Source organism: Streptomyces sp. NPDC002386 (genome assembly GCF_053593175.1).
The window spans coordinates 72,428-89,274 of record NZ_JBSFBX010000011.1 but is presented as its reverse complement, the minus strand read 5'-3'; the positions used below and the strand labels follow the sequence as shown (position 1 = coordinate 89,274).

The 16,847-nt window shown below is 73.4% G+C and carries 17 protein-coding genes and 1 pseudogene; 12 read left to right on the top strand and 6 right to left on the bottom strand.

All coding sequences use genetic code 11. The features are described 5' to 3' along the window. Positions 1–200: 200 nt before the first annotated feature. Positions 201–1,055, top strand: a complete 855-nt coding sequence (locus ACWCPN_RS22550; protein WP_451208916.1) for a GNAT family N-acetyltransferase — start codon at positions 201–203, stop codon at positions 1,053–1,055. A 206-nt stretch (positions 1,056–1,261) separates the two neighbouring features. Here the strand turns inward: ACWCPN_RS22550 and ACWCPN_RS22545 are convergent, their stop codons facing one another. Then, positions 1,262–1,744, bottom strand: a complete 483-nt coding sequence (locus ACWCPN_RS22545) for a nucleoside deaminase (RefSeq protein ID WP_451208914.1) — start codon at positions 1,742–1,744, stop codon at positions 1,262–1,264. A 117-nt stretch (positions 1,745–1,861) separates the two neighbouring features. Between ACWCPN_RS22545 and ACWCPN_RS22540 the strand changes: the two genes are divergently transcribed. Continuing rightward, positions 1,862–2,644 carry a GNAT family N-acetyltransferase gene (locus ACWCPN_RS22540; protein WP_451208911.1) on the top strand — a complete coding sequence of 261 codons (783 nt, stop codon included), beginning with the start codon at positions 1,862–1,864 and terminating at the stop codon, positions 2,642–2,644. Between the two features lie 7 nt (positions 2,645–2,651). Here the strand turns inward: ACWCPN_RS22540 and ACWCPN_RS22535 are convergent, their stop codons facing one another. Then, the gene (locus ACWCPN_RS22535; RefSeq protein ID WP_451208908.1) at positions 2,652–2,915 is read right to left on the bottom strand and encodes a GlsB/YeaQ/YmgE family stress response membrane protein; all 264 of its coding nucleotides are present in this window, start codon (positions 2,913–2,915) and stop codon (positions 2,652–2,654) included. Positions 2,916–3,128: 213 nt separating this feature from the next. Between ACWCPN_RS22535 and ACWCPN_RS22530 the strand changes: the two genes are divergently transcribed. The 9 genes and pseudogenes from ACWCPN_RS22530 (at position 3,129) to ACWCPN_RS22490 (ending at position 8,531) form a co-directional block, all read left to right on the top strand. Further along, complete coding sequence (locus ACWCPN_RS22530; RefSeq protein ID WP_451208905.1) at positions 3,129–4,577, top strand: hydrolase; 1,449 nt, start codon at positions 3,129–3,131, stop codon at positions 4,575–4,577. A 111-nt stretch (positions 4,578–4,688) separates the two neighbouring features. Beyond that, positions 4,689–5,009, top strand: a complete 321-nt coding sequence (locus ACWCPN_RS22525; RefSeq protein WP_451208902.1) for a gas vesicle protein GvpO — start codon at positions 4,689–4,691, stop codon at positions 5,007–5,009. 36 nt (positions 5,010–5,045) lie between these two features. Then, positions 5,046–5,600, top strand: coding sequence for a gas vesicle protein GvpJ (gvpJ, locus tag ACWCPN_RS22520; RefSeq protein WP_451208899.1), 555 nt, complete (start codon positions 5,046–5,048; stop codon positions 5,598–5,600). Between the two features lie 2 nt (positions 5,601–5,602). Continuing rightward, on the top strand, positions 5,603–6,349 hold the full coding sequence (locus ACWCPN_RS22515; RefSeq protein ID WP_451208896.1) for a GvpL/GvpF family gas vesicle protein: 747 nt from the start codon (positions 5,603–5,605) through the stop codon (positions 6,347–6,349). 4 nt (positions 6,350–6,353) lie between these two features. Continuing rightward, positions 6,354–6,596 (top strand): annotated as a pseudogene (locus ACWCPN_RS22510) (gas vesicle protein GvpG); the annotation flags it as partial. A 159-nt stretch (positions 6,597–6,755) separates the two neighbouring features. Further along, positions 6,756–7,112 carry a gas vesicle protein gene (locus tag ACWCPN_RS22505; RefSeq protein WP_392293575.1) on the top strand — a complete coding sequence of 119 codons (357 nt, stop codon included), beginning with the start codon at positions 6,756–6,758 and terminating at the stop codon, positions 7,110–7,112. Further along, positions 7,109–7,996 (top strand): GvpL/GvpF family gas vesicle protein, encoded by an 888-nt coding sequence (locus ACWCPN_RS22500; protein WP_451208892.1) that lies wholly within the window; start codon positions 7,109–7,111, stop codon positions 7,994–7,996. Before ACWCPN_RS22505 ends, ACWCPN_RS22500 begins: the two co-directional genes overlap by 4 nt. Further along, the gene (locus ACWCPN_RS22495) at positions 7,993–8,241 is read left to right on the top strand and encodes a gas vesicle protein (RefSeq protein WP_451208889.1); all 249 of its coding nucleotides are present in this window, start codon (positions 7,993–7,995) and stop codon (positions 8,239–8,241) included. The genes ACWCPN_RS22500 and ACWCPN_RS22495 overlap by 4 nt, the downstream gene beginning before the upstream one ends. Next, complete coding sequence (locus ACWCPN_RS22490) at positions 8,238–8,531, top strand: gas vesicle protein K (protein WP_199209417.1); 294 nt, start codon at positions 8,238–8,240, stop codon at positions 8,529–8,531. Before ACWCPN_RS22495 ends, ACWCPN_RS22490 begins: the two co-directional genes overlap by 4 nt. 30 nt (positions 8,532–8,561) lie before the next feature. Here ACWCPN_RS22490 and ACWCPN_RS22485 read toward each other — a convergent pair whose 3' ends face one another. Further along, a complete protein-coding gene (locus tag ACWCPN_RS22485; RefSeq protein ID WP_451208886.1) occupies positions 8,562–11,288 on the bottom strand; it encodes a glycoside hydrolase family 2 protein in 2,727 nt (908 codons plus the stop codon). A gap of 251 nt (positions 11,289–11,539) precedes the next feature. Between ACWCPN_RS22485 and ACWCPN_RS22480 the strand changes: the two genes are divergently transcribed. Next, on the top strand, positions 11,540–12,985 hold the full coding sequence (locus ACWCPN_RS22480) for an APC family permease (protein WP_451208883.1): 1,446 nt from the start codon (positions 11,540–11,542) through the stop codon (positions 12,983–12,985). Between the two features lie 166 nt (positions 12,986–13,151). Here ACWCPN_RS22480 and ACWCPN_RS22475 read toward each other — a convergent pair whose 3' ends face one another. From ACWCPN_RS22475 to ACWCPN_RS22465, 3 genes are all read right to left on the bottom strand, one after another. After that, entirely contained in the window at positions 13,152–13,589 is a 438-nt protein-coding gene (locus tag ACWCPN_RS22475; protein ID WP_451208881.1) for an SPW repeat protein, read from the bottom strand. Positions 13,590–13,725: 136 nt separating this feature from the next. After that, the gene (locus tag ACWCPN_RS22470; RefSeq protein ID WP_451208878.1) at positions 13,726–15,102 is read right to left on the bottom strand and encodes a cryptochrome/photolyase family protein; all 1,377 of its coding nucleotides are present in this window, start codon (positions 15,100–15,102) and stop codon (positions 13,726–13,728) included. A gap of 84 nt (positions 15,103–15,186) precedes the next feature. Continuing rightward, on the bottom strand, positions 15,187–16,719 hold the full coding sequence (locus tag ACWCPN_RS22465) for an SDR family oxidoreductase (RefSeq protein ID WP_451208876.1): 1,533 nt from the start codon (positions 16,717–16,719) through the stop codon (positions 15,187–15,189). Positions 16,720–16,847 lie beyond the last annotated feature (128 nt).

Here is a 16,847-nt window from a genome sequence, read left to right as displayed (position 1 = left end):
CAAGGCCCCACCGGACGCCGGCCCGGTGGGGCTCACCGCTGTCCCCGTCCCAACGGCGACTGGCCGAAAGCCGGTTGGAAGGACGGGCGCCGCCGGTCCCGGCATGGCGCGGGCCCGGGGTGATCGGGAAGGATGCCCGGTGCGCGGCGGAGCCCCGCGCCGTACGGCAGCCCGAACCTCACGGACAGTGGAGCGCACCGATGACCTCACCGGCCCCGCAGGACCTCGTCGTCACCCAGGCCACGCTCGCCGACTGGCCGGTGATCAGCGGGTGGGCGGCGGCCGAGGGCTGGAACCCCGGGCTGTCCGACGGGCCCGCCTTCTTCGCCCAGGACCCCGACGGCTTCTTCCTCGGCCGGATCGACGGGGAGCCCGTCTCGGCCATCTCCGTCGTCACCTACGGCTCCGGCTACGCCTTCCTCGGCTGCTACCTCGTCCGCCCGGACCTGCGCGGCCACGGCCACGGCCTGACCACCTGGAAGACCGCCCTGGCCCACGCGGGGAACCGCACGGTAGGACTCGACGGCGTCGTCGCCCAGCAGGACAACTACCGCCAGTCCGGCTTCGAACTCGCCCACCGCACCGTCCGGTTCACCGGCGTCGCGCCCGGCGCCGGGTCGCCCTCGGGCGTCCGCCCCGCGAGCGCCGCCGACCTGCCCGCGATCAACGCGTACGACGCCCTGTGCACGCCCGCCGACCGCCCCCGCTTCCTCACCGAGTGGCTCACCGGCCCCGGTCACCGTGCCTTCGTCCGCCACGACGGCGACCGGCTCACCGGCTACGGAGTGATCCGCCCCGGCCACGACACCCTGCGCATCGGCCCCCTCTTCGCCGACACCGCCGCCGACGCCCGGGCCCTGTTCGCCGCTCTCACCACCGACGCGGCCGGCCGCGAGGTCGCCGTCGACGTCCCCGAACCGAACACGGCCGCGATCGCCCTCGTCGAGGAGGCCGGCTTCGGCCCCTCGTTCGAGACGGCCCGCATGTACACCGGCCCGGTCCGCACCCACGCCCAGGAACGCGTGTTCGGCGTGACCACACTCGAACTCGGCTGACCTGGGCGCCGCACCGGTCGGTACGCCCGGTGCGGGTGCGGCCCCGACGAACCCGTCTCACGTGACCCGGGCCGGCGCGACGCCCCGGCCGACCCGGCGCCTACGGGCGGGACGTCGCCGGTGCGGCTTCCGCCCGGCATGACGCCGGGCTCACGCGTCACTCGGCCTCGGCGAGCCCTGCTTCGGCGGCACCCGTCCCGCGCCGCTCAGCCCCGCCCCGCGTGGAAGCGGCGGTGGAGTTCGTGCACCTCCTCGGCCAGTGCGGGTACCGGACCCTCGACCGTCACCTCCGGGGCGACCTCGTGCACCGGCAGTGGCCGCACCGGCGGCGCGGGTGCGTCCAGTTCGGTCAGCCAGGCGCCGAGCTGCTCGGACGAGGCGACGTACACGATGCGGCCGAGCCCCACCCAGGCGTGCGCGGCCGCGCACATGGGGCAGTGCTCGCCCGAGGTGTAGACCGTCGCGGCCGCCCGTTCAGCGGGGTCCAGGTGGGCGGCCGCCCAGCGGGCCAGTTCGAACTCCGGATGTCGTGTGCGGTCCCCGGAGGCCACCTTGTTGTGGTCCTCGGCGAGCACCGTGCCGTCCGCCGCGACCAGCACCGAACCGAACGGCTCGTCACCGGCCTCCAGCGCCACGCGCGCCAGTTCCACGCACCGGCGCAGATGGCGCAGCTCGCTGTCCTTCACCATGGCCTCCGGCCCTCCTCGTCCGACAGCCCCCGGCGTCGCAGGCTACGGCCCGCGCCGGCTCCCGGCGACGGGAAAACCCCGTTGCCCCGGAGGGAAGGCCGGTGCTGGAGTGGGCGCATGAATCCGGATCATGCCGCACTGCTCGCCCTGTACGACCGTGACATGCGCGAGGGCGCCCGTCCCGACGGGCCCGAGGCCCGGATCGAGCGGGCCGGTGCCGTGGTGCGCCGGACCGCCGACCCGCACGGCTGGAACGGGGTTCTCTGGTCGGACCTGGACGAGGCGACGGCGGACCGTGCGATCGCTGAGCAGATCGCCCACTTCACCGGCCTGGGCCTGGACTTCGAGTGGAAGCTGTACGCCCACGACCGGCCGGCGGACCTCGGCGCCCGCCTCACCGCGGCCGGCTTCCGGGCCGAGCCCGAGGAGACACTGATGGTCGGCGAGGCCCGCCGACTGGCCCTGGACCCCGGGACACCCGACGGGACCAGGGTCGTCCGGGCCACCGACGCGGCCGGCGTCGAACTCGTCGTGCGGGTGCACGAGTCCGCCTTCGGCACCGACGGCACCCGCTTGCGCCACCAACTGCTGGCCCGGCTGGCCGCCGACCCCGGCACGGTCGTCGCCGTCGTCGCGCTCGCCGGGGACGAGCCGGTCGCCTCGGCCCGCATGGAACTCGTGCCCGGCGCCCGCTTCGCGGGCCTGTGGGGCGGCGGCACCGTCGAGGCCTGGCGGGGCCGGGGCGTCTACCGCGCTCTGGTCGCCCACCGGGCCCGCGTCGCCGCCGCCCGGGGCTGCCGCTACGTCCAGGTCGACGCCTCACCGATGAGCCGCCCGATCCTGGAACGTCTCGGCTTCCACGTACTCAGCACCACGACGCCCTACCTGTACGGAGGCTGACCTCCGCTCAGCGGTGAGCCCTGGACCGGTCCAGGGCGGCCACGCCCACGGCCGCCAGGGCGATCTGGATCAGCCACTCGATCCAGTCGGGCCCCTTGGTGTCCGCGACCCCGATACCGGCGGCGATCGCCGAACCCACCAGCGCGGCCACGATGCCGACGACGATGGTCCACAGGATGCCGATGTGCTGGCGCCCGGGCACGACGAGCCGGCCCAGCACGCCGATGATGATGCCGATGACGATGGCACTGATGATGCCCGATATCTCCATGTCGACTCCTCCGGTCCGGCCCCCGCCGATGTGCCGTCTGCCCGCTGCCGCCGGATGCACGCCGCCGCTGTCATTGCCGGGACTTTCTGTTCACCGGACCGTTATGCCATGTACCTTTCAATCAATCGACGCGTGTAGAACCCTCATGCGTGCTCTACGCGCGCAGACAAGGCGCCCCCACCGCCTCTCCCCACTCCCATGGAGGTTCGCCGGATGTCCGGATCGAGGAGATCCCCCCGCTCGCTCACCACCGCGCTCGCCGGAATCGGACTGCTCGTCACCGCCGCGGCCCTGCAGTTCGGCGCCGCTGCCGCCCCCGCCCACGCGGCCACCACGCACCGGATCCTGTTCGACAACTCCCACGCCGAGACGGCGGGCAACGCGGACTGGATCATCTCCACCAGCCAGCCCGACCCGCTCGGCCAGGACTCCACCCCGTCCGCCGAGACCGACTGGACCGGCGCACTGTCCTCCTGGGGCGTCTCCCTGCAGAAGGCCGGCGGCTACAGCCTCAAGACCCTGCCGTCGGGCTCCGCTCTGAACTACGGCGGTTCGTCGGCCACCGACCTGTCGAACTTCGACACCCTGGTGCTGCCCGAGCCCAACACGCTGTTCACCACCGCCGAGAAGACGGCGATCATGAACTTCGTGAAGAACGGCGGCGGTCTGTTCATGATCTCCGACCACACCGGCGCCGACCGCAACAACGACGGTCAGGACGCCGTCGAGATCCTCAACGACCTGATGACCAACAACAGTGTCGACTCCACCGACCCGTTCGGCTTCTCCATCGACTCGCTGAGCATCGGATCCGACCACCCCTCGGCGATCAGCGACAGCACGGACCCGGTCCTGCACGGCTCGTTCGGCACGGTCAGCAAGAGCCTGATCGCCAGTGGCACGACGGCCACCCTCAAGCCCGCCGACAACCCGAGCGTCAAGGGCCTGCTCTACCGCACCGGATATTCCGGGAACACCGGCGCCTTCTTCCTCACCAGCACCTTCGGCAGTGGCCGGGTCGCCTTCTGGGGTGACAGCTCGCCCATCGACGACGGCACCGGCCAGTCCGGCAACACGCTGTACGACGGCTGGAACGACACCGGTGCCACCGACGCGGCCCTCGCCCTCAACGCCACGGCCTTCCTGGCCGGTTCCGGCACCACGGGAGGCGGTGGCGGCACCGGCACCTGCACCGCCGCCCAGCTGCTCGGCAACAACGGCTTCGAGTCCGGCGCCACCGCCTGGACCGCCTCCAGCGGTGTCATCACCAACGACTCCGGCGAGGCCGCCCGCACCGGCTCCTACAAGGCCTGGCTGAGCGGCTACGGCTCCGCCCACACGGACACGCTCGCGCAGACGGTGACCATTCCGGCCGGATGCACGAACGCCGTCCTGAGCTTCTACCTCCACGTCGACACCGACGAGACCACCACCTCCACGGCCTACGACACCCTGAAGGCGCAGGTCCTCAACAGCGGTGGCACGGTGCTCTCCACCCTCGCCACGTACTCGAACCTGAACGCCGCGAGCGGCTACACCCAGCGCAGCCTCAGCCTCTCGGGCTACGCGGGCCAGACGGTCACGGTCAAGTTCACCGGCACCGAGGGCTCCACCCTGCAGACGTCGTTCGTCATCGACGACACCGCGCTCAACGTGAGCTGACGCCTTCGGCGACCCGATGGGCCCGGCACCTCGTGCCGGGCCCATCGTGCTGCCCACCGGTTGGCCCAGCTCCACAAGCGCCCGGCGACCGGCGCGGTCAGAGTGGGCAGCATGACAGAACCTGGCGGGCGACGGCGTGGCGGCACGGCTTCGACCGCGGCGCGCAGGCGCGGAGCCCGCGGTGCCCAGGACGCCGCGCGGATCGCAGCCGAGGAGCTGACCGAGCTGATCCGCCACCGGCTGGAGGGCGTCTCCGCGGTGTACCGCGGAGAGGAAGGCGGCTGGATCGTCAACGTCGACGTACTGGAGCTGGCCCGCATCCCGGACACGACCAGTCTGCTCGCCACCTACGAGGTCGAGCTGGACCCGGAGGGCGAGCTGCTGCAGTACCGCCGGATCGCGCGCTACCGGCGCGGTGCCCAGGACCAGTGACCAGCCCGTCGGGACCGCTTCCGGAAGGACCGCCGCATGATCACCTACGACGACGAAATAGTCTGCGCGCCCCGCGCCGGCACCCTGTACGACGTCCTCGAACTCATCCTCGACCGCGGCATGGTGATCGACGTCTTCGTGCGCGTCTCCCTGGTCGGGATCGAGATCCTCAAGGTGGACGCCCGCATCGTCGTCGCCAGTGTCGACACCTATCTGCGGTTCGCCGAGGCGTGCAACCGCCTCGACCTGGAGCACGACGTGCGCAGCAAGACCGTGCCCGAGCTGTTCGGCGGAGGGGCCGCCAGGACCGTGGCCAAGGCGGGCGCCAAGCGCACCGCCCGCTCGCTGACCTCGAAGGTGCGGGACTTCCTCGCCCCGGAGGAGTCCGAGGAATCCGAGGAACCGGAGGAGCCGGAGGAGCCGGAGGAGTGGGAGGAGGCGCCCCGCAGGGCCCGCGTCGCCCGCGAGCCGGAACGCAAGCGGCCGGTGCGCCGGCCGCCGGAGGAGGGCCGCGGTGGCACGGGCCGCCGCCGCGCCGAGGACGACGAGCGGCCCCGTCCGCGCTCCCGCCGCCCCGCCAGAGAGGACTGAACGTGACGGACACCGCCACCATCCGGAGCACGCTCTACGTGTACGGCATCGCGCACGCCGGTGTGCGGGTGCCGCGGTCGCCGGGCGTGGGCGGGGCACCGGTACGGCTGCTCACCGAGTCAGGCCTGTGCGCCGCGGTCTCCGACCCGCCCGAACAGGTCCGGGCACGTCGCCGCGACCTGACGGCCCACCAGTCGGTGCTCGCCGAACTCACCGCGCAGGGCCCCGTCCTGCCCATGCGGTTCGCGATCGTCAGCCCCGACCCCGCCACCCTGCGGGCACAGCTGCGGGCCGACCGGGGGCGTCTGTCGGCACAGCTCGACGCGGTGCGGGACTGTGTGGAGATGAACGTCAAGGGCTCGGTCGTGTCCGGGTTCTTCGCCGACCTCGTGCGCCGCGACGAGAAGCTGCGCGACCTGGCCCGCCGGACCCGCCGCAGACCCGACTACGAGGCCAACGTACGGCTGGGCGAGGCCCTCGCCCGCGGCGTCCGGCGCGAGGCCCGCCGCGCGGCGCACGAGGTCCTGGCCCGGCTGGCGCCGCTCGCCGTGCGAGCGGTCCAGGGACCGCTCGACGACGAACTGGTGCTGAGCGCCTCGTTCCTGCTGCGCACCGCCGACGAGGAGCGGTTCCGCAAGGCGGTGGCCGAACAGGCGCGTGGCTTCGGGGACCGGCTGGCGCTGAGCGTGACCGGCCCCCTGCCGTGCTACAGCTTCGTCGAGACGCGTCCCGCACCGGCCGGGCGGTGAGGCCGTGGGCATCGTGAGCGGACTCCTGCTGCTGCCCCTGGCTCCGGTGCGCGGCACGGTGTGGGTCGCCGACCACCTGCTCCATGAGGCCCGGCGCCAGACCCACGATCCGCGGGCGGTGCAGGCCCGGCTGGCCCAGCTCAACCGGGATCTCGACGACGGTGTCGTCGACGAGGCCGCCTTCGAGAAGGAGGAGGAGCGGCTGCTCGGTCTCCTGGAGGATCCGGCGCGCCCCATGGGCCGAACGCCGGGGCCCGCCGGATCCCCGCCGGGCGGCACGGGCGGGCGACGGCGCGCCGCCGGCCGGCCGCCGGCCGACCCGCGCCGACGAGGCTCCGCGGCAGCGCACCGATCCGACCGTCCCTGACCCGAGTCGCCCGGCACCGCCGGCATCCCTGGAGCCCCCGTGACCGACGTCTCCGCCTGGCACACCGATCCGGCGCCGCAGGACTACGCGCCGGCCACCACCAACCTCGCGGACCTGCTCGAACGAATCCTCGACAAAGGCATCGTGATCGCGGGCGACATCAAGATCGACCTGCTCGACATCGAGCTCCTCACCATCCGTCTGCGGCTGTTCATCGCCTCGGTCGACACCGCCCGGCGGGCGGGCATCGACTGGTGGGAGACCGATCCGGCCCTGTCCTCGCGTGCCGCGCACGACGCGCTCGCGGAGGAGAACGAGCGTCTGCGCGCGCGGCTGGACGCCCTCGAGGGCGCCGGGACCGAGGCGCCGGGCGCCTCCCGTGAGGAGATCAGGTGAACCGGCCCCCGGCACGAGCCGCCGTCCCCGCCGGCCGGCAGAGCACGCGGGACACCCTCACCTACGTGTTCGCCGTGACCCGCACCCCGCCGCCTTCCGAGGCGCTGACCGCGACGGCGGGCCACGACGAGGGCGGCCCGCTGCGCCTGGTGGCCGCCGGACCCCTCTGGCTCGTGGCCCAGGACGTACCGGCGGCCGCCTTCGACGCCTCCGCGCTCGGGGAGCGGCTGAACCGGCCGGAGGAGCTGGAGCGCTGCGCCCGCGCCCATCACCGGGGCGTGGGCGCGGCCGCCCGGTCCGGCCCCGTGGTGCCCCTGCCGATGGCGACCCTGTACCTCGGTGACCTCAACGCGGCACGGGCCGTGTCCGGACGGGAGGCGGAGCTGTGCGCCCTGCTGGACCGGCTGGGCGGCCGCACGGAGTGGGCGGTCAAGGTGCACGCCGCCGAGGTGGCAGCTCCCGGCGCCTCGGGCGCCGGAGCCGCCGGGCCGACACCGGCCGGCGGCCGGGACTACCTCAGCCGGGTCAGCGCCCGGCGGCGCACCCGGACGGAGGCGCATGAGCGGGCCGTGGCCGGGGCCCACGAGGTCGACCGGGAGCTGCGGCGGTACGCCGTCGCCGCCACCCGGCACCGGCCGCAGAGCGAGCAGCTGACCGGCCGGAACACCCCGCAGCTGCTGAACGCCGCCTATCTCGTCGACGACGCGGAACGCGCGGGCTTCGCCGGGGCGCTGGCACGGCTCACCGCAGTCGGGACCCGTCCGGGGATCGACATCACCGCGTCGGGGCCCTGGATCCCGTACTCCTTCGCGCGGCTCGACCAGGAGTGGGACGTCACCGCGGACCCGCGAGGGGCCGCCGCCGAGCACGAGGGCCGCGCATGACCGTACCGGCGAACCGCGAATCCGCCCCGGCGGCCGTGCCCTGGGAGGAGTCCGAACCGTTCGCGCCGATCGGGGTGCCCCTCGTGGACCTGCTGGACCGCGTGCTGGCCACCGGAGTCGTGATCAGCGGCGACCTGGTCCTGGCGGTCGCGGACGTGCCACTGGTCCGGATCTCCCTGCACGCCCTCCTCGCCTCGGTCAGCGACCGGGTGCCGGCGCCCTGGCCGGACAGCGGGCCGCTGTGACCGCGCCGCGCGCCCACTCCCTGGACCTGGACCCCGAGGCGGTCGCGGGCGACCTGGCCGCGCTGGTCCTGACCGTGGTGGAGCTGCTGCGCCAGTTGATGGAGCGTCAGGCCGTGCGCCGCTTCGACGAGGGCACGCTGAGCGCCGAGCAGGAGGAGCGCCTCGGCACCGCGCTGATGCTGCTGGACCGGCGGATGGACGAGCTGTGCGCGCAGCACGGTCTGAGCCGGTCCGACCTCAACCTCGACCTGGGTCCGCTCGGTCCCCTGCTGGCCGATCCCGGTCCCTGACCCCCGTGCCGCGGCCGTCTTCGGACCGGGTCAGCCGGCCGGCAGCGTCCGCTCCGGGGTGTTCCAGCCGGACACCCGCACTCGCGGGGCCGATCCGTGCAGATCGGCGGTCCGGTAGGTGGCGGTCAGCGTCACCGACTCGCCCGGCCAGAGACCGGCCTCGTTGTCCGACCAGCGCACCGGCAGCACCGGCCGGCCCCGGTCGTCGACCAGATGCACGTCCGTGAACAGGGACGGCGTCCTGCCGCCGCCGGTGTGCCGCAGGGTGACCGTGGTCGTGGACGTGCCCCCGGACGATCTCGTCGCCGCCGTCGCCTCCACCGGCACCCGGGCCATCGAGGCGAGCCCCTTGAGGTCGGCGTAGCGGCTGGTCGGTGTGTAGTACCAGTCGGTGTGCGCCCAGTCGAGCGTGTCCTGCGCCGTGGAGAGCCAGTAGACGTTGCGGCTCACCTCCCGGCCGTCCTCGTCGGTCAGCGTCAGCCGGAGCAGATACGTGGAGGGCAGGCCGCTCACCGACGCGGGCAGGGTGAGGGCGGTGCGGTGCGCGCCGTCGCCGTCCACGGACACGTCGCCGACCGACCGGTCGTACCGCTGCGTGCCGTCGGGATCGAACAGGGTGGCCCGGGCGGTGAGCCGGGCGGCCGGGCCGTGCCGGCCGTTCACGACGACGACCGAGCGGTCGTCGTAGGAGTACTGGATGTGCAGCGGCTCGTTCGCCTTCTTCGCGCCGAAGTAGGCGCCGCCCTGGTCCAGATAACGGTCCGTCAGCTGCCAGTGCAGGGACGTCCAGCCGCTGTTGAACATCCAGTAGACCACCCCGGTGGCCGGCTTGTCCGCGTCCGTGGCGTTGCGCGCGTAGGCCTCGTACTGGGCGCGGACGTTCTCGTACTGGGCGAGCTGCGCCTTGCGGACGTAGTCGGTCAGGTCCTTCGGGGCGCCGTAGCGGCCGGTGAGCGCGGCGTCGTAGATCTTCAGCGTGCCGAAGACGGACGAAGGGGAGCGGTGGTACTGCCGGGCGCCCGGATCCTTCCACAGGGTGTCGAGTTCGGCCGGGGTCATCATCCGGCGCAGGGTGTCGAGGGTCGGGATGTCGGGGCCCGCGCTGGTCTCGGAGTTGAAGCCGGTGGCCCCGCCCTCGCGCTTGGCGTACCAGTAGCCCGGCGGCACCCAGTCGTACGGCCCGGTCATCTTCATCCCCGACCGGCCTAGCTGTGGTGAGGAGTTCTCGGAGGCGGCCGGGATCACCGGGGCGGGCCAGTCGGCGGCCTTCAGGGCGTCCAGGTAGTTCCGCTCGATCGTCGCGTCGGGGGCCGCGTCGCTGCCGATCAGGAACGAGATCACGCTCGGGTGGCCGCGCAGCCGGGCGGCCTCGGCGGCCATGGACGCCTTGGCGACCCGGTGGTCCGCCTCGGTCCACTTCTCGCCGGAGCCGTCCTCGTTGACGTTCCCCTCCCACTTGTCGCAGCACTCCCAGCCGGGCAGCGTGAGCAGGCCGTGGCGGTCGGCGAGGTCGAAGAACTCGTCCGGTTCGATGTGGCCCTCCAGCCGGAGGGTGTTGAGCCCGAGGTCGAGCGCGTACTCGAGCCGGTCCGCCGCGTAGGAGCGGTCCCAGCGCAGGAACTCGTCCGGTGACCAGCCGCCGCCCTTGATCAGCAGCTTGCGGCCGTTGATCCGGTACTGGCGGGCACCGTCGGCGTCGAGGGGGGCCTGGACGTCACGGATGCCGAACGTCTCGTGGGCGGTGTCCGAGGCCGTGCCGGCCACCGAGGCGGTGAGGTCCAGGTCGTACAGGGGCTGCCCGCCCATGCCGGCGGGCCACCAAACGCGCGGTGAGCCGAGGTGCAGACCGGGCACGTCGGCGGGGGAGAAGGTGACGGTCTTCGTCTCGTGCGGGGCGAGCGGCACGGCGCGGGTGAAGGCCGTTCCGGCGACCCGGCCGGTCACCTCGGCGGTGACCGCCTCGTCGGAGTCGTTGCGGGCCCGCGCCTTCACGGTCAGGTCGGCCGTGGCGAGGGACGGCACCGCCAGCCGGGTCACCACGTGCGCGTCGCGCAGCGCCACCGGGCCGCCCCGGCGCACCAGGACGTCACGGACGATGCCCATGTTCCGGTCGGGCGGCGGCTGGAGCCAGTCGAGCCAGCCCATGGTGAGGTCGGCGTCCGGGTTGTTGGGCCGGATCCGGAACGCGACCGTGTTGGTGCCGGACCGCACCAGCGAGGTGATGTCCAGTTCGTGCCGGGTGTAGGCGCCGGTCACGTCCGCGGCAGTGGCCACCGCGTGGCCGTTGACGTAGACGTCGGCCGCCGAGACCACCCCGCTGAAGTCCAGGTGGGTGCGCCGGCCGGTGTCCTCGACGGTGAAGTCGGACCGGTACCACCAGGGGACGTCGAAGTCCTTCCGCGGGATCTTCGTCAGGTTCGTGGAGTGGAAGGGATCGGCGTACACACCGTCGGCGAGCAGGGCGGCCAGGACCGTCGACCGGGGGCCCGCCGGATGCCAGCCCGCGGCCGGATAGCCGGGGGAGGAGACGGCGGCCGCCGGGTCGCCCACCTTCGCCGTCGACTGGACGGCGTACCCGGCGAGCGGGGTGGCGGAGCCGGCCGCGGCGGGCACCCGGGTCACCGCGGCGTGCCGCTCGGGGGGCGCCGCGCCGCGGTCGGCCGTCGCGGCCCGGGCGCTGGTGGACAGCGCGGCGAGCAGGCTCAGGAGCACGGCTGCCGTGACCGGCCGGCGTCCGGGGGCGGGGCGAGCGAACACGGCGGTCTCCAGCCTCGTGACGTCGGGAGCCCGGCGAAGTCAGGAAACTTTACTAACCTGGCTCGAGCTGTGGCGCGGCGCGGGCCGCGTCGACGACCGTAGGCCCCGCCCGCCCCGACGAGCGGCACGAACCGCTCGGCTGTCGCCCGTCCGGCGCCGTGGGGCCGTACAACTTCATCCGCCAGCCGGCCCGGCCGGGCGAACCGCCGCCGCGCACCCGGTCCGCGCGCCCCACGCGTCAGGAGTTCCCCATGTCCGGTAGCCCGCCACCCACGGGTGGCTTCGTCCGCAGGGTCGGCCCCTTCCAGGCCACGGCCATCAACATGAGCCAGATGTGCGGCATCGGCCCCTTCGTGACCATCCCGCTGATGGTGAGCGCGTTCGGCGGCCCCCAGGCGGTCGTCGGCTTCCTCGCGGGCGCCGTGCTGGCCCTGTGCGACGGGCTGGTCTGGGCCGAGCTGGGCGCCGCCATGCCCGGTTCGGGCGGCAGCTACGTCTACCTCCGTCAGGCCTTCCGGCACCGCACCGGCCGCCTGATGCCGTTCCTGTTCGTGTGGACGGCGATGCTCTTCATCCCGCTGATCATGTCCACCGGGGTGGTGGGCTTCGTCCAGTACCTCGGCTACCTCGCCCCCGGCCTCGGCCGGACCGCCGGCGACCTCGTCGGCCTCGGTGTCATCGCCCTGGTCGTGCTCCTGCTCTGGCGCGGCATCGAGCACATCGCCCGCATCACCGCCGTGATGTGGACCGTGATGATCGCCTCGGTACTCCTGGTGATCGCCGCCGCGGCCACCGACTTCAGCCCGCACCTGGCCTTCACCTACCCGGCGCACGCCCTCGACGTCACCTCGGACCACTTCTGGCCCGGCTTCGCCGCGGGCCTGACCATCGGCATCTACGACTACCTCGGCTACAACACCACCGCCTACATGGGCGCCGAGATCAAGGACCCCGGCCGGACCCTGCCGCGCTCCATCGTCTTCTCGATCCTCGGCATCATGGCGATCTACCTGCTGCTGCAGATCGGCACCCTCGGGGTCATCGACTGGCACCGCATGACCGACCCGGACGACATCGCCTCCACCTCCGTGGCCTCCGCCGTGCTGGAGCGGACCTGGGGCCGGGGGGCCGCCGACACCGTCACCGTGCTGATCCTGGTCACCGCCTTCGCCTCGGTCTTCACCGGCCTGCTCGGCGGCTCCCGGGTGCCCTTCGACGCCGCCCGCGACCGGGTGTTCTTCCGGCCCTACGAGCGGCTGCACGCCAGGCACCGGTTCCCCGCGCTGGGGCTCGTGACCATGGGCGTGATCACCGCGATCGGCTTCCTGATCGGCCGGCACACCGACCTCGCGACACTGATCCAGCTCCTCACCACGGTCATGGTGATCGTCCAGGCGCTGGCCCAGATCGTGGCCCTCGTCGTCCTGCGCGGACGCCGGCACACGCTGCGCCGCCCCTACCGGATGTGGCTCTACCCGCTGCCCGCCGTCCTCGCCTTCACCGGCTGGTGCGTGATCTACGGATACGCCGACGAGAACGCGCCGGGCCGCCACCCCGTCGAGTGGTCCCTGGCCTGGCTGGCCCTCGGCTGCGTCGCCTTCCTGGTCTGGGCACGGCTGGAGCGGGCGTGGCCCTTCGGGCCGAAGGAGACCGCGGACGAGCGGACGCAGGGGCGACCGGTTCTCGAAGCCGGCTGAACCCCGGCCGTCCGCGGCCGCGCGGAACACGTCGGGAGGCCGGTCCGCCCGGGCGGACCGGCCTCGGATTCTTCGTGTCTTTCACTGTCTTCGCCTGGTCCTCCTTCCTCGCGTCCGTTCTCAGGAGCCCTTCTCCCAACGGCCGGTCTCTCGGTGGCCGGCCTCTCTACGTGCGTGGGGCGCTCTTCTGCGCCGTGCCGGCGCACATCAGCCCGAGGATCAGGGCGAGCGCGCCGATGACGATGTTGTTCACGATCACGCCTGCGTCCGGGCCGCTGCCCACGATCCACGGAGCGATGATCATCCAGACACCCATGGCGCACATGGCCCAGCTCAGGCCGTACATCCGGGCCGGCGCGGTGGTGAAGCCCAGGGCCAGCAGCCCGATCGCGATGCCCATGATCAGGTTGTGGGTCGCGAGCGCCGGCTGGCTCGCCGTGTAGTGCAGGATCCACGGGGACGCCGCGCAGTACAGACCGAGCAGGAAGACCGGCCCGTCCACGAGCGCCACGTCGCGGCCGCCGAGCATACGGGCGTAGCGCGTGCGCATCTCGGATATGTCGGGGTGGGTCGCCATGTCACCCCTGTGCGAGACGTTCGCCATGTCCCGCCTCCTTCGTGACTCGCAGGCCGGCCGCGCCCGGCTGGGGCGTGCGGTAAGCGCCGCTTCTGTGCATTCTGCCCTTGTTTCTCCCCTATGTGTAGGCCCTGAACGCGCGGACCCGGGTGGCGGGCACGCCTCAGTCCTCGCGGCCGCGGGCCCGCTTGAACCGGGTCAGGCCCTCGGAGAGCTCGACGATCGGATCCGGGTAGTCCAGCGCGGCCCGGTCCGGCCCCGCCAGCTTCCACGGCTCGTGCACCAACGGGGCGTGCAGCGGCTTCAGTTCGGGCACCCAGCGGTGGACGTAGGCGCCCTCGGGGTCGTACCGCTTGCCCTGGGTGACCGGATTCAGGACGCGGTTGGGACGGGTGTCCGTGCCGGTACCGGCCATCCACTGCCAGTTGAGCTGGTTGTTGGCCACGTCCCCGTCGACCAGCAGATCGAGGAAGTGCCGGGCGCCCACCCGCCAGTCGACGTAGAGCGTCTTGGCCAGGAAGCTCGCGGCCAGCAGCCGGCCGCGGTTGTGCATCCAGCCCTCGTACCGGAGCTGGCGCATCGCGGCGTCGACGATCGGGTAGCCGGTACGCCCCTCCCGCCACGCCTCGATGTCCTCCCGGGCCGTCCGCTCGGTGCGCCAGCGGTCGTGCTTGGTGCGGTAGTCGGTGCTGGAGGCGGCCGGCCGGGCCGCCAGCACCTGCCGGTGGAAGTCGCGCCAGGCGAGCTGCCGCACGAACGCCTCGGCGCCCGGGCCGCCCGCCCTGCGGGCGCGGTGCACCAGTTCCACGGGGGAGAGCGTGCCGAAGTGCAGGTGCGGGGAGAGCCGGGAGGTGGCGTCGCCGGCCAGGTCGTCGTGCCGGTCCTCGTACCGCGCCACACCGCGGCGCAGCCAGGCGGTGACCAGCTTGCGGCCGAGCACCTCCCCGCCCCCGGCCAGCCCCTCGGACACGCCCGTCAGCCCGTCGCGCGAGCGAAGCTCCTCGGACCCGACGCCCTCCGGCACCCGGACCGCGCGCGGAGCGCCGAGCGCGTCGCGCAGCTCCGTCCGCGACCACTGCCGGAAGTAGGGCGTGAACACCGCGAAGTGGTCCGAGGAGGCGGGCGTCACCGCGCCCGGGGTCAGCGCCGTGGTCACCGTGTCGTGGACGTGCAGCCGGCGCCCGTCGGCCTCCAGGGCCCGGCGCAGCCGCTCCTCCCGGCGGTGCGCGTAGGCGCTGACGTCGGCCGCCATGTGCACCTCGTCGGCGTCGGCCTCGGTGACCACCTTGCACACCTCTTCGACCAGGTCGCCGGAGCGGAGCACCAGCCGGCCGCCCCGCTCGCGCAGACCCGCGTCCAGATCGCGCAGGCAGTCGGCGAGGAACGCCAGCCGGTTCGGCGCCGCGTACCCGGCCTCGTCCACTCCCCGGTCGCGTACGAAGAGCGGCACCACGTGCCGGGTGCCGTCCAGCGCCGCCCGCAGTGGCGGATGGTCGTGCAGGCGCAAATCGGCGGTGAACAGGACGACCGAGACGTTCATGGTGCGGCTCCGGGGCGGCGGTCGGGAGAGCGGGCGCTGGACGGTGGTTGCTTCCGGTCCACGGCGCCCGGCGGATGCGTGGCGTCAGCGCGCGGCCGCTCGTTCCCTCCGCCGGGGCAGCGGGGTGGTGTTGGCCGCGGCGCGGGCGATGTTGCGGGCCATGCCACCGAACACCACGGCGTGGAACGGTGAGACGCCCCACCAGTAGGCCTGCCCGAGCAGCCCGTGCGGATGGAACAGCGCGCGCTGCCGGTACCGGCAGCGACCGGCGCCGTCGGGCTCCACGTACATCTCCAGCCAGGCCAGCCCCGGCAGCCGCATCTCCGCCCGCAGCCGCAGCAGACGCCCCGGCTCGATCTCCTCCACCCGCCAGAAGTCCAGTGAGTCCCCGACCCGCAGCCGCTGCGCGTCCCGGCGGCCGCGGCGCAGTCCGACCCCGCCCGCCATCCGGTCCAGCCAGCCGCGCAGCGCCCAGGCGAGCGGGAAGGAGTACCAGCCGTTCTCCCCGCCCACCCCCTCGACGACCCGCCACAGCGCCTCGGGCGGAGCGTCCACCGCGGTCTCCCGGACGTCCGTGTACAGGCTGCCGCCGGCCCAGTCGGGGTCCGTGGGCAGCGGGTCGCTCGGCGCCCCCGGTACCGCGGCGGACGTCCAGCGGGTGACCACCTGGGCGTCGCGGATCCGCTGCAGGGCCAGTCGTACGGCCTCGTCGAAGGGCAGCGGGCGCCCGGGCGGGTACGGCACGTACTTCTCGATGTCGCGCTCGTGGCAGACCACCTCGTGGCGCAGCGACTCCGCGAGCGGCCGGGCGATGGACGCCGGCACCGGTGTGACCAGGCCGACCCAGTGGCTGGACAGCGTCGGGGTGAGGACCGGCACGGGCAGGATGACCCGGCGCGGCAGCCCCGCCACCGCCGCGTAGCGGACCATCATCTCCCGGTACGTGAGCACCTCGGGCCCGCCGATGTCGAAGGTGCGGTTCACGTCCGGCGGCAGTCCCGCGCTGCCGACCAGGAGGCGCAGCACGTCCCGTACCGCTATGGGCTGGATGCGGGTGTGCACCCAGCTCGGGGTGACCATGACGGGCAGCCGCTCGGTGAGGTAGCGCAGCATCTCGAAGGAGGCCGAGCCGGAGCCGATGATCACGGCCGCGCGCAGCACGGCGGTGGGCACCCCGGAGTCCATCAGGATGCGGCCGACCTCGGAGCGGGACCGCAGGTGCGGGGAGAGCTCGTGCTCGGGCACGTCCTCCGGGGTGAGCCCGCCCAGGTAGACGATGCGCCGTACGCCGGCCGCCCGGGCCTGCTCGCCGAAGATCCGGGCCGCCTCGCGGTCGGTCTTCTCGAAGCCTTCGCCGGTGCCGAGGGCGTGGACCAGGTAGTAGGCCACGTCGACGTCCCGCATGGCCTCCGCGACGGAGTCCGCGTCGGTGACGTCCCCGCGCGCCATCTCGATGTCACCGGCCCAGGGATGGTCGCGCAGCTTGCCGGGGGAGCGGGCGAGGCAGCGGACCCGGTGGCCGGCCGCGAGGAGCTCCGGGACGAGGCGGCCGCCGATGTATCCGGTGCCGCCGGTCACCAGGCAGCGGGTACCGCCCTTCACGTCGTCGCCGTCCATCCGTATCCGCCCTTCGTGCCGTCGACCTGGGGCCTGCCGAGTTCCCCTGTCCGGTTCTTCGACGCACGCGTGCGTTACGGATGCGGGACATGACGGCGGCCGTCCCGGGCAGGCGGAGAGTACGGGCC

Bases quoted from the DNA above. Each gene is read 5' to 3' on its own strand.
- ACWCPN_RS22475 (WP_451208881.1), bottom strand. From the start codon at position 13,589: ATGGCGAACGTCTCGCACAGGGGTGACATGGCGACCCACCCCGACATA.
- ACWCPN_RS22465 (WP_451208876.1), bottom strand. From the start codon at position 16,719: ATGGACGGCGACGACGTGAAGGGCGGTACCCGCTGCCTGGTGACCGGC.
- ACWCPN_RS22550 (WP_451208916.1), top strand. From the start codon at position 201: ATGACCTCACCGGCCCCGCAGGACCTCGTCGTCACCCAGGCCACGCTC.
- ACWCPN_RS22495 (WP_451208889.1), top strand. From the start codon at position 7,993: ATGACCGTACCGGCGAACCGCGAATCCGCCCCGGCGGCCGTGCCCTGG.
- ACWCPN_RS22535 (WP_451208908.1), bottom strand. From the start codon at position 2,915: ATGGAGATATCGGGCATCATCAGTGCCATCGTCATCGGCATCATCATC.
- ACWCPN_RS22480 (WP_451208883.1), top strand. From the start codon at position 11,540: ATGTCCGGTAGCCCGCCACCCACGGGTGGCTTCGTCCGCAGGGTCGGC.
- ACWCPN_RS22540 (WP_451208911.1), top strand. From the start codon at position 1,862: ATGAATCCGGATCATGCCGCACTGCTCGCCCTGTACGACCGTGACATG.
- ACWCPN_RS22545 (WP_451208914.1), bottom strand. From the start codon at position 1,744: ATGGTGAAGGACAGCGAGCTGCGCCATCTGCGCCGGTGCGTGGAACTG.
- gvpJ (WP_451208899.1), top strand. From the start codon at position 5,046: ATGATCACCTACGACGACGAAATAGTCTGCGCGCCCCGCGCCGGCACC.
- ACWCPN_RS22525 (WP_451208902.1), top strand. From the start codon at position 4,689: ATGACAGAACCTGGCGGGCGACGGCGTGGCGGCACGGCTTCGACCGCG.
- ACWCPN_RS22530 (WP_451208905.1), top strand. From the start codon at position 3,129: ATGTCCGGATCGAGGAGATCCCCCCGCTCGCTCACCACCGCGCTCGCC.
- ACWCPN_RS22470 (WP_451208878.1), bottom strand. From the start codon at position 15,102: ATGAACGTCTCGGTCGTCCTGTTCACCGCCGATTTGCGCCTGCACGAC.